Here is a 19727-nt window from a genome sequence, read left to right as displayed (position 1 = left end):
ATGAAAACCTCCCTGACGTTCAAGGAGTTCTGGCCCTGGCTGGCCGAGCATCCCAACTGCATTCTCCGCGCCGGCAGTGCCGATTCGGTTGTCTACGACGATGACGACTACCACTGGCGCTTCACCGAGGAAGACCCGCGGACCCTGCTGGTTCAGGTCATGCGCGGCAAGCGTCCGGTCGCCGAGCTGTTCATCGAACCCGAGCACATTGCCTCTGTACAGGCGAGCCCGGGGGAGAGTGGCGAGTACAATTTCGATCTGCTGGTGGAGTGGCAGGGCCAGACACAGGTGGCTTATTTCTTTGTCCTGACCCACGGATTCGAGGATGGCGACAAGAAACCCGAGCCCCGGCGAGGCGGCAGCCCGGGTACACCGCGGGGGCGCCTGCACTAGCCGGGAATCCGGGCGCAGCGCCGATTGCGCCCGGAGAGGAAGTTTGTCCTACAGGCTGGCAGCAGCCCCCTGATCGCGATTTCCAGACTGTTCGCGCTCGGTTGAGCCGACCCCAATATGCCGGTCGAGAAATTCCAGCAACTGACCGTAAAGTTGCAGGTTGCTGTCCTCGGCGTAGAAGCCGTGTCCCTCGTTGGGCAATATCAGGCTCTGGTAGGGCTTGTTCGCGGCCTCCAGCTGCTCGATCAGCGCTTCCGCGTGTTCCACCGGTGCCCGCTGGTCCTGGGCGCCATGAACGATGAAAACCGGCAGTTCCAGCTTCTCGACGTTGTACAGCGGAGAGTTTTCCCGCAGAAACGACTCGTCCCGGCTGACCACTTCTTCCAGGTAGGCCACCCCCCGGTCCCGCCGGCGGATGTCTCCCCGCTTGTACAGCATCTCCAGGTCGTACACGCCCACGTATCCCGCAGCACACTGGTAGAGATCGGGGTATCGGATAGGGTTCATCAGGGCGGAATAGCCACCGAAACTGGCACCGAAGATACACACTCGTTCGGGGGTGGCGTATCCCTGGTCGATTGCCCACTGTGCGGCCTCGGCAATGTCGCGCTGGATCTTGTCGCCCCACTCGCGTGTGCCGGCCTGCAGGAAATGGTCGCCGTAACCCGTGGAGCCACGGAAATTCACCTGCAGCACCAGATAGCCGTTTTGTGACAGTATCTGGGCCTGGCGATCATACTGCCAGTAGTCCCGTGCACGGGGGCCGCCATGTGGGATCACCACCATCGGCAGGTTTTCCCGTCGCCCCTCCGGGAAGGTGAGGTAGACACCCACGCTGAGCCCATCCCGAGCCGTAAACGTGGCTGCCTCCATGGGGTTGAGGTGATCCGGTTGCAGCCAGTCCGCCGATGGCAGGAGAAAATCCGCGCGCTTTGTCTTCAGGTCAAGGAGAAAATAGTCTCCGGGCAGCCTGTCACCGGAGACCCTGAGAATGGCTTTGCCACCGTCTCTGGTGGCGCTGGTGAACTGGATCCGGTATCCCTCGAAGGCCTGCAGCAAGCCGCGGTAGAACGCCGCAAAGCCCTCTCCCTCATCGAAGAAATAGGTCTCCGGATAGCCGGGATCGACGTTGACCCCGAGGGGCTGGTTGGAAATCGGGTGGGAGATGATCCCGGAAATATCCACCTGTTCGTGACGGAAAACAGGTGTGATCTCCCCGGACTCCATGTCCATCCTGATGAGCTGTTCCGTCGCTCCTTCTCTCTCCCGGATCAGGTAGGCAGCTTTGGCCTCTCGGTCAAAACCCACCGGGACACTATCGGAGAGCTGCTCATCCTCGACCGGGGCCCAGCTGTTTTCCGCTTTGCGGTACAGCTCGTAATTGTTCTCCTCATCTGTACCATTGGCAAAGATCAGGTTACCCGCGCCATCGCTATACGCCCTCCCGCCAATCTGGGGAAGGTTGATGACCCGGTCCCTTACGCCCGTATAAATATTCACCCTATAGACACTGCCATGGCTCTCGAAATCGCGCGCCCAGGGGCGGGTCGAAACGAGGATTTCATCCCGATTTCCGGTCAATGGGTCGATGATCGTTGCATGGGCGCGGGTGCTTTCCGCCTTCTTGATCTTTGATCCGGTCTGCTGTTCCCCGGCGCGCCAGCCAAAAATGAGCTTTCCGCGGGATCCATCCGCGTTGATGGCGTAGAGGGAGCCATAATTTACCGGCTGCTCCAGTGCTGCCCGGCGTGACAGCAGTTCTGCCACCACTCGCTCGTCGTTTGCCCAGTAAAACTCCCCCACTTCTTCCTTGCCGCGGCCCCGCAGGCCACCGGTTATCTTTAGTGGTGACAGGGACATGAAGACCAGGACATGTTCACCCTCGTGCAGTTTGCGCACGGCGAGATGCTTGCCATCGGGAGAGATTTTCACCTGCTGGATTTCCGTGTGGCGAATCAGGTCTTCCAGGGGCAGGGATGACGCGGATGCCTGTGCGGGGCTGAGGAGAAACAGGAGTATCAGGGAGGAGAACAGGGAGACAACTGGGAGCACGGCAATTTCCTTGTGCTGGTAAAGAGATTGCCGTTGATTATGCCGGGGCGCAGCAGAGCCCTAAAGCCCTGCTGCGGAACTGGTTCACAGTTCACGGTTTCACATGAATACATATGAAATGTGGCTGACAGTCTGGCCGCTTGAGTAAATGAGCCAAGTAGAAAAGTAAATGGAACATCAATCGGCGTCATGCTGCCGGGAAAGACGCCAATCGTCAGCTTCGTCAATCTGCTTGGTGGACCCCAGAGCTACAAGAAACTGGCCTGCAACGCCAGTGTGGCAGTTTTTCACAATGGCGTTGCCAGGCTATTTGTTTGAGTAAGAATGGGCTTACCCTTTGGTTTCGTCACTAATATTGGTGGCTTGCTGTTCCCCGGGCTCCTCACTTTCCGGAGTGTATTTTTCAAACCAGTAAAGCACAGACGCAACCTTGGCAATCAACTGGCTCGGCCGGGCGGCAATTCCATGTGAGGCGCCCGGTATCCGGACCATCGCCGTCGGAACCTGACGTAGTTTCAGGGCTTGGTAGAACTGTTCACTCTCTGAAATTGGCGTACGAAAATCTTGTTCTCCCGTCAGCAACATCGTTGGTGTTGTCACATTGCCCACATATGTCAGAGGGGATCGCCGGCGATATTCCTCAGGCTTTTCCCAAGGCATTCCCGAAAACCAATACTTGCTAAAAAAGCGCGAGAAATCGGCCGTCAGTACGAAGCTTTCCCAGTTGATGACTGGTTTGGCCACCACTGCTGCTCTGAACCGATCTGTCTTACCAACGATCCAGGCGGTCAGTACACCGCCGCCACTGCCGCCCGTTACGTAAAGGCGCTTCTCATCGATGTAACCCTGATCTACTACCGAATCTACGGCAGTCATCAGGTCGTCATAATCATGACTTGGGTAGTTGTGATGAATCAAGTTGGCAAATTCTTCACCGTAGCTGGTAGAGCCTCGAGGATTTGTAAACAGCACCACGTAGCCAGCTGCGGCATAGAGCTGTATTTCAGCGGCAAAACGCGGCCCATAGTTGGCAAATGGCCCGCCATGGATCTCGAGCATCAATGGGTATTTTTTCGAGGTGTCAAAATCTGGTGGGAAGGCGAGCCAGCCCTGTATCTCACGACTATCATGACGCGATTGGACAACGATCTCCTGAAGGTGGGCGAGCTTGCGGTGGGGCAGAAAATCGCCATTCAAGTTCGTCAAATTGCGCGGAGCAGATGTATCGGCTTTTGCCAGTTCTGCGGGATAAAGCCCATTGGTACGTGTGTAGACGATATCGCCACGGGGGGATACGGCAAAATCGCTGCCGCCATATGGGCGGCCCAGGGAGAGGCCGCCGGCATCGGATGCAAGGACACGGTTACGCCCGCCGAGTCGCTTGACTGCAATTTTGGTATTGCCTCGGTCGTCATAGCTATATGCGATACTGCGGCTATCCGCCGTCCACTTGAATTGGTCAACACTACGATCACTCGCTGTTTCTATTTTGCGGCTCTCTCCGCTGTCCAGTTCCATCACATAGAGTGAGGTGTTTTCGTAGCCGCGGTGTTGGTCGTCAAAGCCCAGGTATGCGATTTTCTTGCCATCGGGTGAGACTTGCGGCGCAGCATCAGGGCCGTAGCGGTCTGTCAGTACAGCGACATCCAGCGTATCAAGACCGACACGGTATATTTCGGTGTTGAGCGGTTCCAGTTCATGATTTTCATGCCTGTTGGCTGAAAAATAAATGGCCTTCCCGTCTGCGGACCAACTGATCCCACTGAAACTCATTGGGTCATATTTACCGAAAGTCAGTTGTCTGGGGGTGCCGCCTTCTCGAGGGAGAATGAAAATCTGATCATTGCCCTGCTTGACGTATCCTCGTCCATCGACTCGGTAAGTGGCGCTATCAATAAATTTCGGGCCTTCAGCCCACTCGGCGCCCTTCGGCTTTTTGGGGAGCTCAACTGGCAGTGTCGAGTCCTCTGGTACGAACATGGCAAAGGCGAGGTGGTTGCCATCTGGTGACCAGGTAACGTTCGACGGGGGCTCTGGCAGTCTCGATATTTGTTGGAAGTCTCCCGTATCCAGCCATAGTAAGTGGATTTGTGCCGATCCACTTCTGTCACTGATGAATGCAATAACTTCTCCATCTGGTGATAGCTTGGGAGAGTGATCATTGTAAGCGCCAGAGGTCATTGGTCGGGACCTACCTGAAGCCATTTCAACCTGCCATAGATTGGAGCGCTGGAGATCTGCTTGTTTGTCCATGTAGTGACGCACGAAGTAGACTTTGTCACCTTTCGAATTGAATTCGGGGCTGCTGGCATATTCCAAATTGAAAACATCTTCGTACTGGAATTTTGAAACAACTGGTGAGAGTGTGTCAGCAGAGGCAGGAGTGAGAGAATTCAAAGCGAGGAAAATCGAGGATACCACGCATAGTTTCCTGATCATGGGTCCATCCCTTTTTTATTGTTGTTACTTTTTAACCGGCGAAATCAAGCGTAACCGATATCTTTTGGCTAGCACAGCCTAGATATGGCCGATTTGCCGGTTTGGCACACAATGCTCCCTCGGAAAAAACATGCCATCTAAGAGGGTGAGCGCTAGGTAAATAATCTTTTTAATATTTCTCTATATATATCCTTCAGCTGATCCAGGTCCGACGCGCGCACACACTCATCGACCTTATGGATCGTTGCATTGACCGGCCCCAGTTCCACGACTTGCGCTCCTGTAGGCGCTATAAAGCGTCCGTCTGAGGTGCCTCCCGCTGTGGAGAGCTCGGTGTCTTCGCCGGTGACCTGGCGAATGGCGGCTTGCGCGGCTTCTACCAGTGGACCTTCCGCGGTGAGGAAGGGCTGGCCGGAGAGGTTGAACCTGGCTTCATACCTGAGTCCATGCCTGTCCAGAATTGCACGCGTCCTTTGCCCTAATTCCTCGGCAGTGGTCTCAGTGGAGAAGCGCCAGTTACACACCACCTGCACTTCACCGGGAATGACATTGGTGGCTCCGGTACCGCCGTTGATGTTGGAGACCTGGAAACTGGTCGCGGGGAAGAACTCGTTGCCCTGGTCCCATTCCTCGCCGGCCAGTTCCGCCAGTGCCGGCGCCAGTCGGTGAATCGGGTTTTCCGCCAGATGCGGGTAGGCTACATGGCCCTGGGTGCCGAATACCGTGAGCTCGAGACCCAGTGAACCCCGGCGGCCGTTCTTGATGACGTCGCCAATCCGCTCGGTACTGGAGGGCTCCCCCACCAGGCAGCAGTCAATTTTTTCCCCTTTATCCTCGAGCCATTCCACTACCTTTACCGTGCCGTCTTTCGCCGGGCCCTCCTCGTCGCTGGTGATCAGGAAGGCGATACGACCACAGTGGTCGGCATGCTCCGACACAAACTCTTCGCAGGCTACCACCATGGCGGCAAGTGAGCCTTTCATATCCGCCGCGCCGCGGCCATACAGGTAGCCGTCCTCGATCACAGGCTCGAAAGGGGGGTGCTGCCAGTTTTGCTCCGGTCCGGTGGGCACGACATCGGTGTGGCCGGCAAAGGCAAACAGGGGTCCTTCGCCTTTGCCTTCGCGGACGGCCCAGAAATTGTCGGTATCGCCGCGTCGCAATCGGGTCGCCCGAAAACCGATTTTTTCCAGGCGCCCGATCATCAGGTCCATGCAGCCTGCATCCTCCGGAGTGACAGAGCGGCGTCGGATCAGGTCGCAGGCGAGTTGGGTGGTTGGGGTCACAGCTGTCGGTTCCTTGTGGTTTTTCCTGGCGGGTGTCGGGCCTCATGCCCCCGGGGCGCATCCTTGCGACTGCGGCGGCCCTCCCTGGCCGTCGCGTCTGGCAATGTTGGCGCACTCAGTTGCTGTGCAGGGCCTCATTCAGTTCGATGGCGCTCTTGTTGGTCAGGCACTCGACTGCACCATTGGTGGAGTTGCGGCGGAACAGCAGGTCGGATTTGCCGGCCAGGTCGCGGGCTTTCACATTTTCCACCAGCTTTCCACTGTCATCCAGCAATGCCACTTTGGTACCGGCGGTGATGTAGAGGCCGGCTTCCACGGTGCAGCGGTCCCCGAGGGGGATGCCGATACCGGCGTTGGCGCCCAGCAGGCAGTTCTTACCCACCGAGATGACGATATTGCCACCGCCGGAGAGCGTGCCCATGGTGGAGCTACTACCACCGAGATCGGAGCCTGCGCCGACGAATACGCCGGCGGAGATGCGGCCCTCGATCATGCCGGGACCTTCGGTACCGGCGTTAAAGTTAACGAAGCCCTCATGCATGATGGTGGTGCCCTCGCCGAGGTAGGCACCCAGGCGCACGCGGGCGGTGTGGGCGATGCGCACGCCGGCGGGTACCACGTAGTTGGTCATCTTGGGGAATTTGTCCACGCAGGCAACGTCGAGTACCTCGCCCTTGAGTCGTGCCTCGAGCTGGCGCTCCGGCAGCTCTGCCAGGTCGATGGCGCCCTGGTTGGTCCAGGCCACATTCACCAGCTTGCCGAAAATGCCGTCGAGTTTGGTCTCATGCGGTTTGACCAGGCGGTGGGAGAGCAGGTGCAGCTTCAGGTAGGCATCGGGGACCGACTGCGGCGCGGCGTCGCTGGCGAGCAGGGTGGCGACCAGCGGTCGCTGGGTCTGGGAGAACTGGCGCAGGATTCCGGCCTGGTCTTCGGCGCCGGCGGACTCCAGACGCTCGGCCAGTGGGGCGAGCTGGGCCGGATCGAGGGCGATGATTTCATTGCCACCGGTGGGCTTCAGGACCCCGGTAACCGCCTCCACCACCGCCGCCGGCGGGTTCAGTAGCGGTTTGGGGTAGTAGACTTCGAGCCATTCGCCCTTGCGGTTGCAGGTGCCGACCCCGAATCCGAGGCTGTACATCGCGTTCATCAGTTATTCCCCTTAAGTAACAGTTCTGAAAATTCATTCTCTTTGAAGCCAAACCGGGTTTGGCCTGCGCTCTCGGTCACCGGACGCTTGATCAGCGTCGGTGTCTCGCTGGCCAGTGTGAGCGCGAGGGCGTTGTCCATCTTCGTTTTCTGTTCATCCGTCAGGGCACGCCAGCTGGTGGAGCGGCGATTCAACACGTTTTCCCAGCCTGCCTCTTTCAGCCATTTTGCCAGTGGCACGGGGTCCATGCCGTCGTCGCGAAAATCGTGAAAGCTATATTCGATGCCATTCTTTTCCAGCCACTTGCGGGCTTTCTTGACGGTGTCACAGTTCTTGATGCCGTAGAGAGTAATCATGCCTTCTTCGTCTTTTTGGGGTGTTTGCGCGCGGGATAACAGGTGGTGCAGATATCACAGACGGTGCCATCGCAGCCTCGCGCCGTGCAGTATTCGCGGCCATAGAAAATGATCTGTAGGTGCAGCTTGTTCCATTTTTCCCGCGGGAAAAGTCGTTTCAGATCCTTTTCGGTCTGGGCAACATTTTTGCCGCTGGTCAGTCCCCAGCGCTGCGCCAGTCGGTGAATATGGGTGTCCACGGGAAAAGCCGGCTGGCCGAAAGCCTGGGCCACCACCACGCTGGCTGTCTTGTGCCCCACGCCCGGCAGGGTTTCCAGTGCCGCCAGATTCTCCGGAACCTGGCCATGGTATTCGTTGACGAGGATCTGGGAGAGTTTGCTGATGGCGTTGGCCTTTTGCGGGGACAGGCCGCAGGGGCGGATTACCCGCTGGATTTCCTCGACCGGAACCTTTGCCATGTCGGCCGGGTTGTCCGCCAGCTCCCACAGGGAGGGCGTGACCTGGTTGACCCGCTCATCGGTGCACTGCGCGGAGAGCAGTACTGCCACAAGCAGTGTGTAAGGGTCCTTGTGATCCAGGGGCACTGGTGTTTCGGGGTAGAGTTCTTCCAGGCGTTCGAGGATGTAGTCCACCCGCTCTTTCTTCAGGAGATTTTTAACTGCTGTCTCCACGTTGTTGCTTTCCTGTATCGTTTTTTTCTGTGAGAGGGTAGCGGAGCTCAGCCGCAGAATTGCCGGATGCGCCGCGCTGCTTCTGCGCATTCTTCGTGCGTCGCCACCAGTGCCATGCGTACGTACTCGGTGCCGGGATTTTCGCCTCCGGCCTGGCGGGCGAGGAAACTGCCCGGCAGGACAGTGATGTTCTGCTCGCGGAACAGCTCGCGTGCGAAGGTCTCGCCATCGCCGACCCGGGGCCAGAGGTAGAAGCCGGCCTCCGGCAGTTGCACATCCAGGCAGCCGCCGAGAGTGTCCAGTACCGAGGCGAACTTATCCCGGTAGAGGGCCCGGTTCTGCCGCACGTGCTCCTCATCCTGCCAGGCGGCGATAGAGGCGAACTGTGTCGGCAGCGGCATGGCGCAGCCGTGATAGGTGCGGTATAGCAGGAACTGCTCGAGGATTGCTGCATCGCCGGCGACAAACCCGGAGCGGAGCCCGGGCAGGTTCGAGCGCTTGGACAGGCTGTGGAATACCACGCAGCGGCGGTAATCAGTGCGGCCCAGTTGCTCGCACACCTGCAGCAGCCCCACCGGCGGCTGTGCCTCGTCGAAATAGAGTTCGGAATAACATTCGTCGGAGGCGATGGTGAAATCGTACCGGTCGGCCAGGGCGATCAGTTTTTTCAGGTCGTCGACACCGAGCAGGGCGCCTGTGGGGTTGCCGGGCGTACACAGGAACAGCAGCGAGCACGCCTGCCAGGCCTCGGCCGGCACGGCGTCAAAGTCTGGCCGGAAGCCATTGTCTGCGCGGCAATTGACGAAGTAGGGTTCGGCCCCTGCCAGCAGCGCCGCGCCCTCGTAAATCTGGTAGAAGGGATTCGGCATGATCACTTTGCTGCCCGGGGTCACTGCCGCCTGGGCGAACGCAAAGAGAGCCTCGCGGGTACCATTGACCGGTAGCACCTGGCTGTCGGGGCAGACTCTGGCAAGGCCAAAGCGGTGTTGCAGCCAGTCGGCAATGGCCGCGCGCAGCGGGTCGATTCCCTTGGTGGCGGGGTAGGCGGCCAGCTTGTCCAGGTTTCCGGCCAGCGCCTCGGCGGCGAAGGCAGGCGGTGCGTGCTTGGGTTCGCCGATTGACAGGGCGATATGGGGCTTGTCCGCCGGCGTGACACCCTGCTTCAGTGCAGCCAGCTTGGCAAATGGATAGGGCTGCAGTAGTTCCAGTCGATTGTTCATTGCGCGTCCGATCCTTAACGGCCTGTTTTTTAATGCGCCTGGTCTTTTACCTGGTGGGCGTCCAGCTCGCGGCAGATTGCCTGTTCGAGTTCGCGGTTTGCTGTCTCGTCCAGCAGCGGCTCGCCCTCGGCATCGGTAATGTGGAATACGTCTTCCACCCGCTCGCCCAGGGTCGAGATCTTGGCGTTATGCAGCCGCAGGTCGTGGGCGATAAAGATACGGGCGATACGGGCCAGCAGGCCGGGCCGGTCGGCGCTGATGATTTCCAGCGTGCTGTACTGGTCATCCGGTTCGGTGGTCAGCGTGGCGCGGCTGGCGAGCTCGAACATCTTCAGGCGACGGGGTGTGCGTCGCTTGATCACCTTGGAGTAATCCTCTACCAGTGACAGTTCCTGCTGCAGGGTATCGCGGATCTGCTCCAGCCGGCCGGGTTCGTCCAGCAGCGGTTGCCCGGATTCGTCCAGCACGTAAAAGGTATCGAGGGTGTAGCCGGCAGCGGAGCTGTACAGGCGTGCGTCGTGGATGTTCAGGTTCAGCATATCCAGACCGGTGACCACCGCGGCGAACACGTTGGCGCGGTCCGGCGTATAGACGAAGACCTCGGTTGCCCCGTCGTGCTCCCCCTGGCCGGAGTTGCGGGTCAGCACCAGGGTGTCATTGGGGTCGCCCTTCTCGTTGGCGCAGCGCAGCTGGTGGATTGCCGCCGTATGCCAGGTGATGTTGTCGGCGCTCTCGCGCACGAAGTAGTCCTCACCCATCTGGTCCCAGATCTCGCCGATGGCCTCGCGCTCGAGTCCCATGTCGAGCAGCCGCCTGCGGGCCTGGGCGTGGGTCTCCTCGATGATCTCTTCACGGTCGATGGGGTTTTCCAGTCCCCGCCGCAGTGCCTGGTGGGTGCTCTCGTAGAGCTGGCGCATCAGGCTTGCGCGCCAGCTGTTCCAGAGCTCCGGGTTGGTGGCGTTGATGTCCGCCACTGTCAGGGCATAGAGGTAGTCCAGGTGCTCGCGATCACCGACGACACGGGCAAAATCGAGCACCACTTCGGGATCGGAGATGTCCTGCTTCTGGGAGACGAAACTCATCAGCAGGTGCTTTTCCACCAGCCAGCAGACCAGGCGGCGGTCGCGGGACGAGAGGTGGTGGCGCCGGCAGAAGGCATCGGCATCGATCACGCCCAGCTTGGAGTGATCCCCGCCGCGCCCCTTGGCGATATCGTGATACAGGCCGGCGATGTACAGCAACTCAGGCTTGCGCATCCGGGCCATGATCTCTGCGGCGATGGGAAATTTCTGCCAGGCCTCCGGGCTGCGGAAGCTGCGCATGTTGCGCACCACCTGCAGTGTGTGGGCATCGACCGTATAGATGTGGAACAGGTCGTGTTGCATCTGCCCGGTGACGCGCCCGAACTCCGGCAGGTAGCGCCCGAGCACGCCGTAGCGCGTCATGCGGGTGAGCTGGGTGGATAGCCCCCGCGGCGAGCGCAGCAGCTGCATGAACAGCTCGGCGTTGCGCGGATCGCGGCGGAAAAGGTCGTCGATCAGGTGGCGCTGCTCGCGGATCAGGCGGATGGTGGAGGCGCGCACGCCCGCGATATCCGGGTTTTCCGCCATCAGCACGAAGATCTCCAGCAGCGCCGAGGGCTGCTCCACAAACACATTGGTCTGGGTGACCTCGATGGTGTCGTCCCGCAGCTGGAAGCGCTCGTTGATCGGTGTGACGGACTGCCGCTCACCGCGCTGCAGGATGGCCTCGTCGAGGAACTGCAGGAGCACGTCGTTCAGTTCCCGCAGCGCCATGACGATGCGGTAGTAACTGTGCATGAACTGCTCCACCGCCAGCTGGGTGCCGCTGTCCACGTAGCCGAACTGCTTCGCCAGCTCGCGCTGGTAGTCGAACAGCAGGCGCTCCTCGGCGCGGCCGGCCAGCAGATGCAGGCCGTAGCGGACCCGCCAGAGAAAGTCCTCCCCCGATTGCAGGATGGCGAACTCCTCCTCGGTGAAGAATCCCTTGCCCTGCAACTGTTTCAGGGTGCGCACGCGGAAGTACCGCTTGGCCACCCAGCCGATGGTCTGGATATCCCGCAGGCCCCCGGGGGCGTTCTTGATATTGGGTTCCAGGTTGTATTCTGTATCCCGCTGCCGGCTGTGACGCTCGCGCTGTTCGGCGTACTTCGCCGCGAAGAAGTCCTCGGCCGGCCACAGCTGCTCGGGGGCCATGCGCTCGTTCAGCCTTGCGCACAGGCTTTCGTCGCCCACCACGGTGCGGCACTCCATCAGGTTGGTAGCCACGGTGATGTCCTCGGCCGCCAGCTCGACGCAGTGGTCGACGGAACGCACCGAATGGCCGATATCCAGACCGAGGTCCCACAGGAAGGCGACCAGGCGCTCGATATTTTCAATCGTGTGCGGTGCGGAGGCGTCGTCGGTGAGGATCAGCAGGTCGATGTCGGAGTGGGGGTGCAGTTCTCCACGGCCATAGCCGCCCACGGCGAGCAGGGCGATACCGGCGGGCCAGTCATATTGATGCCAGGCGTAGTGCAGCAGGCAGTCCACGAACAGTGCCCGCTCGTGCACCAGGGTGCGCACGTCCTCGCCTTCGCGGAAGCGCTGGGCCATCTGATGGTCTGCGGCACCGACGGCGTCCTTGAAGATTTCCAGTGGCGGCTTGCTGCCGTCGGCCAGGGCACGGCGGAAGCGGGCCTGGTCGAAGAAGAACAGGGGGCGTTCGAAGTAGGGGATACTGGCCGGCTGCATGGAAGATCCGTTGGTGCTGAATTCAGTTGGCGCTGCTATCGAAACCTGGCGGCCCTGATACCGGAAGCCCCCGGCGCGACACGCCGTGCATACATCCCTGTAGGCTTGTCGGCCGGGTCCCTCCGACCGACAGTCGCGCCGGGGGCTTCCGCCACCAGGGCCTTAACATCTGGCGCCGTGCAGGCGCCGATGCCCTGATTTAAAAGTTCTCCTCGCTTCGCGCGGTCAGTACCTCAACACCGTCTTTGGTCACGACCATGGTGTGTTCCCACTGGGCGGACAGGCGGCGGTCCTTGGTTATGGCGGTCCAGCCGTCGCCGAGGACCCGGGTGCCGGCTTTGCCGGCATTGATCATCGGCTCGATAGTGAAGGTCATGCCCTCTTTGAGCGCCTCGCCGGTTCCGGGCTTGCCGTAATGCAGGACCTGCGGATCCTCGTGGAAGACGTCGCCAATGCCGTGGCCGCAGAAGTCGCGGACAACGGAGTAATAATTCTTCTCGGCGTGCTGCTGGATGACGTGGCCGATGTCGCCAAGGGTGGTGCCAGGGCGCACGATCTCGATGGCCTTGTAGAGGCACTCCTGGGTGATGCGCACCAGCCGCTCGGCATGGGGCGCCGGCTCACCGACGAAATACATCTTGCTGGTGTCGCCGTACCAGCCATCCTTGATGACGGTGACGTCAATATTGATGATGTCGCCCTTCTTCAGCACCTTGCTCTCGGAAGGGATGCCGTGGCAGACCACCTCGTTGACGGAGGTGCAGATGGACTTGGGGAACCCGCGGTAGCCCAGGCAGGCGGGGATGCCCTTCTGCACATTGACTATGTGGTCGTGGCAGCGGCGATCCAGCTCCTCGGTGGTGACGCCGGGGACCACGTACTCGCCTATCATTTCCAGGACTTCCGCGGCCAGGCGGCCAGCGGTGCGCATTTTGGCGATCTGTTCCGGGGTCTTGATGCTTGAACTCATACGGTTCCCTGAATTGGTTGCACGGCGGCGGGCAGAACCCGCGGGGCGCGCCATTGTAGCGGATTCGCCGCCGCCGGGCATTAAATGGCGGTTCCGGTCGCCCGCGGCGCTTTCCGTGGGGTTCGCGATATGGTATAAAGCGCGCCGCTTCGGGCCGCTGTGGTCCGCAGCGATTGCCAAAACGTCACACACACACCGGCACATGCGCCTGGGTGTCCTGCCTCGTGGTAACCGTCGAGCGGGATTGGTGCATGGGGTGTGTGGAGGATATAACCCGGGAAGCAGCCGCCAAAACACATCGGTGAGCTTCCACGATATTGAGGTTTAGTTATGCCGCAAGTCAGCATGCGCGATATGCTGCAGGCTGGTGTCCACTTTGGTCACCAGACCCGCTACTGGAACCCGAAAATGGATCAGTACATTTTCGGTGCCCGCAACAAGATTCACATTGTCAACCTTGAGCACACCGTGCCGGCTTTCAACGAAGCCCTGCAGGTAATCAAGGGTATGGCTGCCCAGAAGAAGAAGATCCTCTTCGTTGGTACCAAGCGCGCCGCTTCCAAGTCCATCAAAGAGCAGGCTGAGCGCTGTGGCCAGCCCTACGTCAGCAACCGCTGGCTGGGTGGTATGCTCACCAACTACAAGACCATCCGTGCTTCCATCAAGCGCTACCGCGACCTGGAGACCCAGGCCCAGGACGGCACTTTTGAGAAGCTGACCAAGAAAGAAGCCCTGATGCGCACCCGTACCATGGAGAAGCTCGAGCGCTCCATCGGTGGTATCAAAGACATGGGCGGCCTGCCCGACGCAATGTTCGTGATCGACGTAGAGCACGAGCGCATCGCGATCCAGGAAGCCAACAAGCTGGGCATTCCGGTGATCGGCGTTGTGGACACCAACAGCGATCCGGCTGGTGTCGACTACGTGATTCCCGGCAACGACGACGCCATTCGCGCAATCAAGCTGTACACCACTGCCGTGGCTGACGCTGTGATCGCCGGTACCGCTGAAGCGGGCGGTGCTGCTGCGAAAGACGAGTACGTTGAAGCGAGCGACGACGAAGCCGCTGCGGACTCTTAATTGAGAGAATCGCAGGGCAGAGCGGTGTAACACTGAATAGTTACGCTGCGAATTCGGAAAGGGGCCCAAGCATCGGCCCCTTTTTTCTAATTTTTTTGTGACAGAACCCCGAGGATTGAATCATGGCGATTACCGCGTCTATGGTAAAAGAACTGCGCGAACGCACCGGCCTGCCGATGATGGAGTGCAAGAAAGCACTGACCGAGGCGGACGGCGATATCGAAAAAGCGATCGAAGACCTGCGCAAGGCCTCCGGCCTGAAAGCCGCCAAGAAAGCCGGTCGTACCGCCGCTGACGGTGTGGTTGCTACCAAAGTGGCCGACGATGCCAGCTACGGTGTCCTGGTCGAAGTCAATTCCGAGACCGACTTCGTTGCCCGCGACGACAACTTCAAGGCATTCGTAGAGAAGGTTGTCGACAAGGCCTTCGCCGAGCGCCAGCAGGATGTTGCTGCGTTGATGGAAGGCGAGCTGGAGCAGGCCCGCGAAGCCCTGGTTCAGAAGATCGGTGAGAACATCGGCGTGCGCCGTATCCAGGTGCTCGAGGCGCCAGTGGTCGGTTCCTACGTACACTCCAACAACCGTATTGCCTGCCTGGTTGCCCTGACCGGTGGCGACACCGAGCTGGCCCGCGACGTGGCCATGCACGTTGCAGCGAACAATCCGCAGGTCAACAAGCCGGAAGACATGCCGGCCGACGTGCTGGAGAAAGAGAAGGAAATCATCAAGGCCCAGCCCGATATGGAAGGCAAGCCCGCCGAGATCGTCGAGAAGATGATGGGTGGCCGCATCAACAAGTTCCTGAAAGAGAACAGCCTGGTCGAGCAGCCGTTCGTCAAGAACCCGGATGTGACCGTCGGCAAGCTGGTGAAGGAAGCTGGCGCTGATGTGGCAACCTTCGTGCGCTTTGAAGTGGGCGAGGGCATTGAGAAGGAAGAAGTGGACTTCGCTGCCGAAGTGGCTGCGCAGGTCAAGGGCTCTTCCTGATTCGACCGCTACGAGCCGATATCGCCCTGAACGGCGCGATATCGGCACTCAGCCACCGGCAAGGTGGCTGACCGGACGGGGTGCCGCCGGCAGTGCTCTACAGGGTGCTGTCGGGGCACCCCTCTGTGTAAATGACCGAAATTGTTGTAATGTTCGGCGGCAGTGCCTGATTGCGCCACAGAGGACCCGAGAATGCCCGGAGTAAAAGACCGCAAGTACAAGCGAATCCTGCTCAAGCTCAGTGGAGAGGAGCTGATGGGGGATCAGGGCTTTGGAATCAGCCCCAAAGTTCTGGACAAGATGGCCCTGGAAATCGGCCAGCTGGTAGGTATCGGTGTGCAGGTGGGTCTGGTGGTTGGCGGTGGCAACCTGTTCCGCGGTGCTGCCCTGCACGCGGCTGGTCTCGATCGGGTGACCGGCGACCACATGGGTATGCTGGCCACCGTGATGAATGCCCTGGCACTGCGCGACGCGCTGGAGCGCTCTAATATCTCCTCCCGGGTCATGTCGTCGATCCAGATGAGCGGTATCGTCGATCACTACGACCGCCGCGCAGCCATTCGCTACCTGGAACGGGGCGAAGTGCTGATTTTTGCTGCCGGCACCGGCAATCCCTTCTTTACCACCGACTCTGCCGCCTGCCTGCGCGGCATTGAGATTGAAGCCGAGCTGGTCCTGAAGGCCACCAAGGTGGACGGCGTCTATTCCGCCGACCCGGTGCTCGAGCCCACGGCGACCCGTTACGACCGCCTCACCTTCGATGAGGTGCTGGACAAGAAGCTCGGGGTAATGGATTTAACCGCAATCTGCCTGTGCCGGGATAACAACTTGCCCGTGCGGGTCTTCCGCATGAACAAGGCCGGCGCGCTGCTCAATATCGTTGTGGGCGGCGAAGAGGGCACGCTAATTGAAGAGGAAGTGAAACAGTGATCGAAGACATCAAGAAAGATGCGCAGACCCGCATGAGCAAGGCGCTCGACGCGCTGGCCAGCAACTTCAACAAGATTCGCACCGGCCGCGCGCACCCGAGTATTCTCGACAGCATCCGTGTCTCCTACTACGGCTCTGACATGCCGTTGTCGCAGGTGGCCAATATCAACGTCGAGGATGCGCGCACCCTTTCCGTAACCCCGTGGGAAAAGAACATGGTGCCGGAAATCGAGAAGGCGATCATGAAGTCCGACCTGGGCCTCAACCCCAGCACGGCCGGTTCCGTGATCCGCATCCCGATGCCGATGCTCACCGAGGAAACCCGCAAGAACTTTATCCGCGAAGCCAAGGGTGAAGCGGAAACCGCCCGCGTCTCCATCCGCAACATCCGTCGCGATGCCATGGCCGAGATCAAGGCGTTGGAGAAGGAGAAGGAAATCTCCGAGGATGAGGAGCGCCGCGCCTCTGATGAGATCCAGAAGATCACTGACAAGTTTGTGGGTGACGTGGACAAGGCGCTGGCGGCGAAAGAAAAAGACCTGATGGAAATTTGATGTCTTCCAGAGGTACCGGAGACAATGTGCCGGCGGCGCCGCGCCATATAGCCATCATCATGGATGGCAATGGGCGTTGGGCGGCGCGCCGTGGGCTGTCCCCCTCGGCGGGCCACAAAGCCGGCGTCGAGCGCATCCGCGACCTGCTCTCCGCCTGTCGGGAGCGGGGCGTCGAGGTGCTGACGCTGTTCGCTTTTTCCAGTGAAAACTGGCAGCGCCCACCGACAGAGGTGGAGTTGCTGATGAGCCTGTTCCACTCTTATCTCGGCCGCGAGGCGCGCCGGATGCGGGAGGAGGGCGTGCGCCTGAGAGTGATCGGCAGGCGGGATCGCTTTTCACCGCGTCTGCAGAAAGCCATTGCCGATGCGGAGGCCGTGACCGCTGCCGGTGAGCGCGGCACCCTGGTAATCGCTGCCGATTATGGCGGCCGCTGGGATATTGCCCGGGCAGCCAGGCAGATGGCGGAGGAGGTGGCAGCGGGCACCCGCACCGCCGAATCCATCAGCGAAGAGTCGCTGGGTGGTTATATGGCGCTGGCGGACCTGCCGCCGGTGGACCTGGTGATCCGCTCCAGTGGCGAGCAGCGGATCAGCAATTTTATTTTATGGCAGGCGGCCTACAGTGAATTCTATTTCACAGATACACTGTGGCCTGACTTCGGCACGGAAGAGCTGGATAAGGCGATTGAGGCCTACCAGCGCCGGGACCGCCGTTTTGGCGGTCGCAGTGACGGCGGGCTGGCGGCACAGGCCTGACGCCGGGAGATTCAGAAAAAGGGTTTGACGGTGCTAAAACAAAGAATAATTACCGCGCTGGTATTGGTGGCTCTGTTTCTCGGGGCGTTGTTTCTTCTCCCCATCCAGTGGTTCACAGTGGCAACCGTGGTTGTCATCCTGCTCGGCGGCTGGGAGTGGGCGAACTTGTCCAACCTGAACCGGGCGCTCCGTTTTGTATTCCTGGCGGCGCTCGGTGCTGTGTTGATCGCCGTTGCCCAATATGTATTTGCCATGGACTTTGCCCGGCCGGACACCTCCCGGGCGCAGGAAGTCCTGGCGGTGGCCTGTGGCTGGTGGGCGCTGGCCTTCCTGTGGGTGCAGAGCTATCCGGCCAGCGCCATCCTCTGGGGCAATCGCTGGGTGCGCGGCTTGATCGGGCTGGTCGTGCTGGTCCCGGCCTGGCTTTCCATGGTGATCCTGCGAGGGCTGGATCAGGGTGCCTGGCTGGTACTGTTCGTTGTGGCGGTGGTGGTTGCAGCGGATGTCGGCGCCTACTTTGTCGGGCGCAGGTTCGGCAAGCACAAGCTGGCCCGCGAGGTGAGCCCGGGTAAGTCCTGGGAGGGTTTCTTCGGCGGCCTGGCGGCCTGCCTGATCCTTGCCATTGTGGTGTCTGTCGTCCTGTCCTTGCCGATGAAAAACAGCCTGCTGTTTTCCTTCGGTATCCTGGTGACCGCGGTGGCTTCCGTGATCGGTGACCTGGTGGAGAGCATGTTCAAGCGTCACCGGGGCATCAAGGACAGCAGTCGTATCCTGCCCGGACACGGCGGCATCCTCGACCGCTTGGACAGTCTCTCTGCAGCATTACCGGTCTTTACCATGGCTGCCCTCGCCAGCGAACTGCCCAAATACCTGTAACGATTCCCGCAACCCGCACAAGGGTCCGGATGACAGAGGCCCGAGAGGTACTGAACGAGCCTATGCCAGCTTCGCAGCAACAATCCGTCACCGTCCTGGGTTCCACCGGATCCATCGGCGTCAGCACCCTGGATGTGCTGGCGCGCCATCCCCAGCGCTATACCGTCTTTGCCCTGACTGCCCGCGAACGGATCGCTGAGCTTGCTCAGCAGTGCCGGCGCTTCGAGCCCCGCTATGCGGTGGTGCCGGAGTCCCGGTCAGCGGAACTGCGCGATATGCTCTCGATCGACGGGCTGTCAACAGAGGTGCTCACGGGTGTTGACGGGCTCTGCCATGTGGCCGCGGCCGAGGATGTGGATGCGGTGATGGCGGCGATTGTCGGCGCCGCCGGCTTGCGGCCGACCCTGGCGGCGGTCGAGGCGGGGAAGAAAGTACTACTCGCCAACAAGGAGTCGCTGGTCATGGCGGGCCCGCTGTTCATGCAGGCGCTGGCCGCGAGTGGGGCGGAGCTGTTGCCGATCGATAGCGAGCACAACGCCATCTTCCAGTGCCTGCCGCACCCATGCACTGACCTCGAGGCCGCGGGTGTGGAGAAGATCCTCCTCACCGGATCCGGGGGGCCCTTCCGGAAGCGCGATCCAGAGGCGTTGCACAATGTCACCCCGGAAGAGGCGTGTGCGCACCCGAACTGGTCCATGGGGCGCAAGATCTCCGTGGATTCCGCCACCATGATGAACAAGGGGCTTGAGTTCATCGAGGCCTGCTACATGTTCCATGCCCGCCCGGAGCAGATCGACGTGGTGGTGCACCCGCAGAGCATCGTGCACTCCATGGTGCAGTACCGGGACGGATCCCTGTTGGCGCAGATGGGCAACCCCGATATGCGCACGCCCATCGCCCACGCGCTCGCATTCCCCCACCGTATCGACAGTGGTGTGGCGGCGCTGGACCTGATCATGCAGGGGCGGCTCGACTTCGAGGCCCCGGATCCCGAGCGCTTCCCCTGCCTGCGGCTGGCCCGCGAGGCCATCGATGTCGGCGGCAGCGCCCCGACTGTGCTGAATGCCGCCAATGAAGTGGCGGTGGAGGCATTTCTCGGTGGCCGGCTGTCGTTTACCGGTATCCCGCGGTTGATCGAACGGGTCATGAAAAGCACCCGGGTCATTGAACTGACGGGTCTGCAGGCAGTCGAAAGTGCGGATCGGGAAGCGCGTGCGCTGGCGCGTGACTATCTCGGGTCGGACTGAAACCGTCATCCG

17 protein-coding genes are annotated in these 19727 nt (G+C 60.5%); 8 read left to right on the top strand and 9 right to left on the bottom strand.

Going from position 1 to position 19727, the window contains the following annotated elements:
- On the top strand, window positions 1-393 hold the full coding sequence (locus tag LVD12_RS03595; protein ID WP_237065663.1) for a hypothetical protein: 393 nt from the start codon (window positions 1-3) through the stop codon (window positions 391-393).
- 48 nt (window positions 394-441) lie between these two features.
- Here the strand turns inward: LVD12_RS03595 and LVD12_RS16200 are convergent, their stop codons facing one another.
- The 9 genes from LVD12_RS16200 to map all read right to left on the bottom strand — a co-directional run bounded on the left by LVD12_RS16200 (window position 442) and on the right by map (window position 13287).
- Window positions 442-2445, bottom strand: a complete 2004-nt coding sequence (locus LVD12_RS16200; RefSeq protein WP_237065662.1) for an alpha/beta hydrolase family protein — start codon at window positions 2443-2445, stop codon at window positions 442-444.
- A 330-nt stretch (window positions 2446-2775) separates the two neighbouring features.
- On the bottom strand, window positions 2776-4866 hold the full coding sequence (locus LVD12_RS03585) for a S9 family peptidase (protein ID WP_237065661.1): 2091 nt from the start codon (window positions 4864-4866) through the stop codon (window positions 2776-2778).
- A gap of 170 nt (window positions 4867-5036) precedes the next feature.
- The gene (dapE, locus tag LVD12_RS03580) at window positions 5037-6170 is read right to left on the bottom strand and encodes a succinyl-diaminopimelate desuccinylase (protein ID WP_237065660.1); all 1134 of its coding nucleotides are present in this window, start codon (window positions 6168-6170) and stop codon (window positions 5037-5039) included.
- Window positions 6171-6285: 115 nt separating this feature from the next.
- A complete protein-coding gene (dapD, locus tag LVD12_RS03575) occupies window positions 6286-7317 on the bottom strand; it encodes a 2,3,4,5-tetrahydropyridine-2,6-dicarboxylate N-succinyltransferase (RefSeq protein WP_237065658.1) in 1032 nt (343 codons plus the stop codon).
- Window positions 7317-7673 (bottom strand): ArsC family reductase, encoded by a 357-nt coding sequence (locus tag LVD12_RS03570; RefSeq protein WP_237065656.1) that lies wholly within the window; start codon window positions 7671-7673, stop codon window positions 7317-7319. The genes dapD and LVD12_RS03570 overlap by 1 nt, the downstream gene beginning before the upstream one ends.
- Window positions 7670-8344, bottom strand: a complete 675-nt coding sequence (gene nth, locus LVD12_RS03565) for an endonuclease III (RefSeq protein WP_237065654.1) — start codon at window positions 8342-8344, stop codon at window positions 7670-7672. The genes LVD12_RS03570 and nth overlap by 4 nt, the downstream gene beginning before the upstream one ends.
- A gap of 47 nt (window positions 8345-8391) precedes the next feature.
- Window positions 8392-9564 (bottom strand): succinyldiaminopimelate transaminase, encoded by a 1173-nt coding sequence (gene dapC, locus LVD12_RS03560; protein ID WP_237065652.1) that lies wholly within the window; start codon window positions 9562-9564, stop codon window positions 8392-8394.
- Window positions 9565-9593: 29 nt separating this feature from the next.
- Complete coding sequence (locus LVD12_RS03555) at window positions 9594-12317, bottom strand: [protein-PII] uridylyltransferase (protein WP_237065650.1); 2724 nt, start codon at window positions 12315-12317, stop codon at window positions 9594-9596.
- Between the two features lie 199 nt (window positions 12318-12516).
- Window positions 12517-13287 carry a type I methionyl aminopeptidase gene (map, locus tag LVD12_RS03550; protein ID WP_237065648.1) on the bottom strand — a complete coding sequence of 257 codons (771 nt, stop codon included), beginning with the start codon at window positions 13285-13287 and terminating at the stop codon, window positions 12517-12519.
- 330 nt (window positions 13288-13617) lie between these two features.
- On the opposite strand from map, the gene rpsB reads away from it, so the two are divergent.
- The 7 genes from rpsB to ispC all read left to right on the top strand — a co-directional run bounded on the left by rpsB (window position 13618) and on the right by ispC (window position 19715).
- A complete protein-coding gene (rpsB, locus tag LVD12_RS03545; RefSeq protein WP_237065646.1) occupies window positions 13618-14367 on the top strand; it encodes a 30S ribosomal protein S2 in 750 nt (249 codons plus the stop codon).
- 122 nt (window positions 14368-14489) lie between these two features.
- The gene (gene tsf, locus LVD12_RS03540) at window positions 14490-15353 is read left to right on the top strand and encodes a translation elongation factor Ts (protein WP_237065644.1); all 864 of its coding nucleotides are present in this window, start codon (window positions 14490-14492) and stop codon (window positions 15351-15353) included.
- A 192-nt stretch (window positions 15354-15545) separates the two neighbouring features.
- A complete protein-coding gene (gene pyrH, locus LVD12_RS03535) occupies window positions 15546-16283 on the top strand; it encodes a UMP kinase (RefSeq protein WP_067079836.1) in 738 nt (245 codons plus the stop codon).
- Entirely contained in the window at window positions 16280-16837 is a 558-nt protein-coding gene (gene frr / locus LVD12_RS03530; protein WP_237065642.1) for a ribosome recycling factor, read from the top strand. The genes pyrH and frr overlap by 4 nt, the downstream gene beginning before the upstream one ends.
- Window positions 16837-17592: a polyprenyl diphosphate synthase gene (gene uppS, locus LVD12_RS03525; protein WP_237065640.1), complete on the top strand. Its 756-nt coding sequence runs from the start codon at window positions 16837-16839 to the stop codon at window positions 17590-17592. Before frr ends, uppS begins: the two co-directional genes overlap by 1 nt.
- Window positions 17593-17622: 30 nt before the next feature.
- A complete protein-coding gene (locus LVD12_RS03520; protein ID WP_237065638.1) occupies window positions 17623-18468 on the top strand; it encodes a phosphatidate cytidylyltransferase in 846 nt (281 codons plus the stop codon).
- Window positions 18469-18497: 29 nt separating this feature from the next.
- On the top strand, window positions 18498-19715 hold the full coding sequence (gene ispC, locus LVD12_RS03515; RefSeq protein ID WP_237065636.1) for a 1-deoxy-D-xylulose-5-phosphate reductoisomerase: 1218 nt from the start codon (window positions 18498-18500) through the stop codon (window positions 19713-19715).
- Window positions 19716-19727 lie beyond the last annotated feature (12 nt).

Origin of the sequence: Microbulbifer guangxiensis (assembly GCF_021729075.1) — a bacterium.
In the GTDB taxonomy this organism is placed as follows: domain Bacteria; phylum Pseudomonadota; class Gammaproteobacteria; order Pseudomonadales; family Cellvibrionaceae; genus Microbulbifer; species Microbulbifer guangxiensis.
Note: the sequence above shows the minus strand (reverse complement) of the source record. Positions and strands in the feature narration are given on the sequence as shown.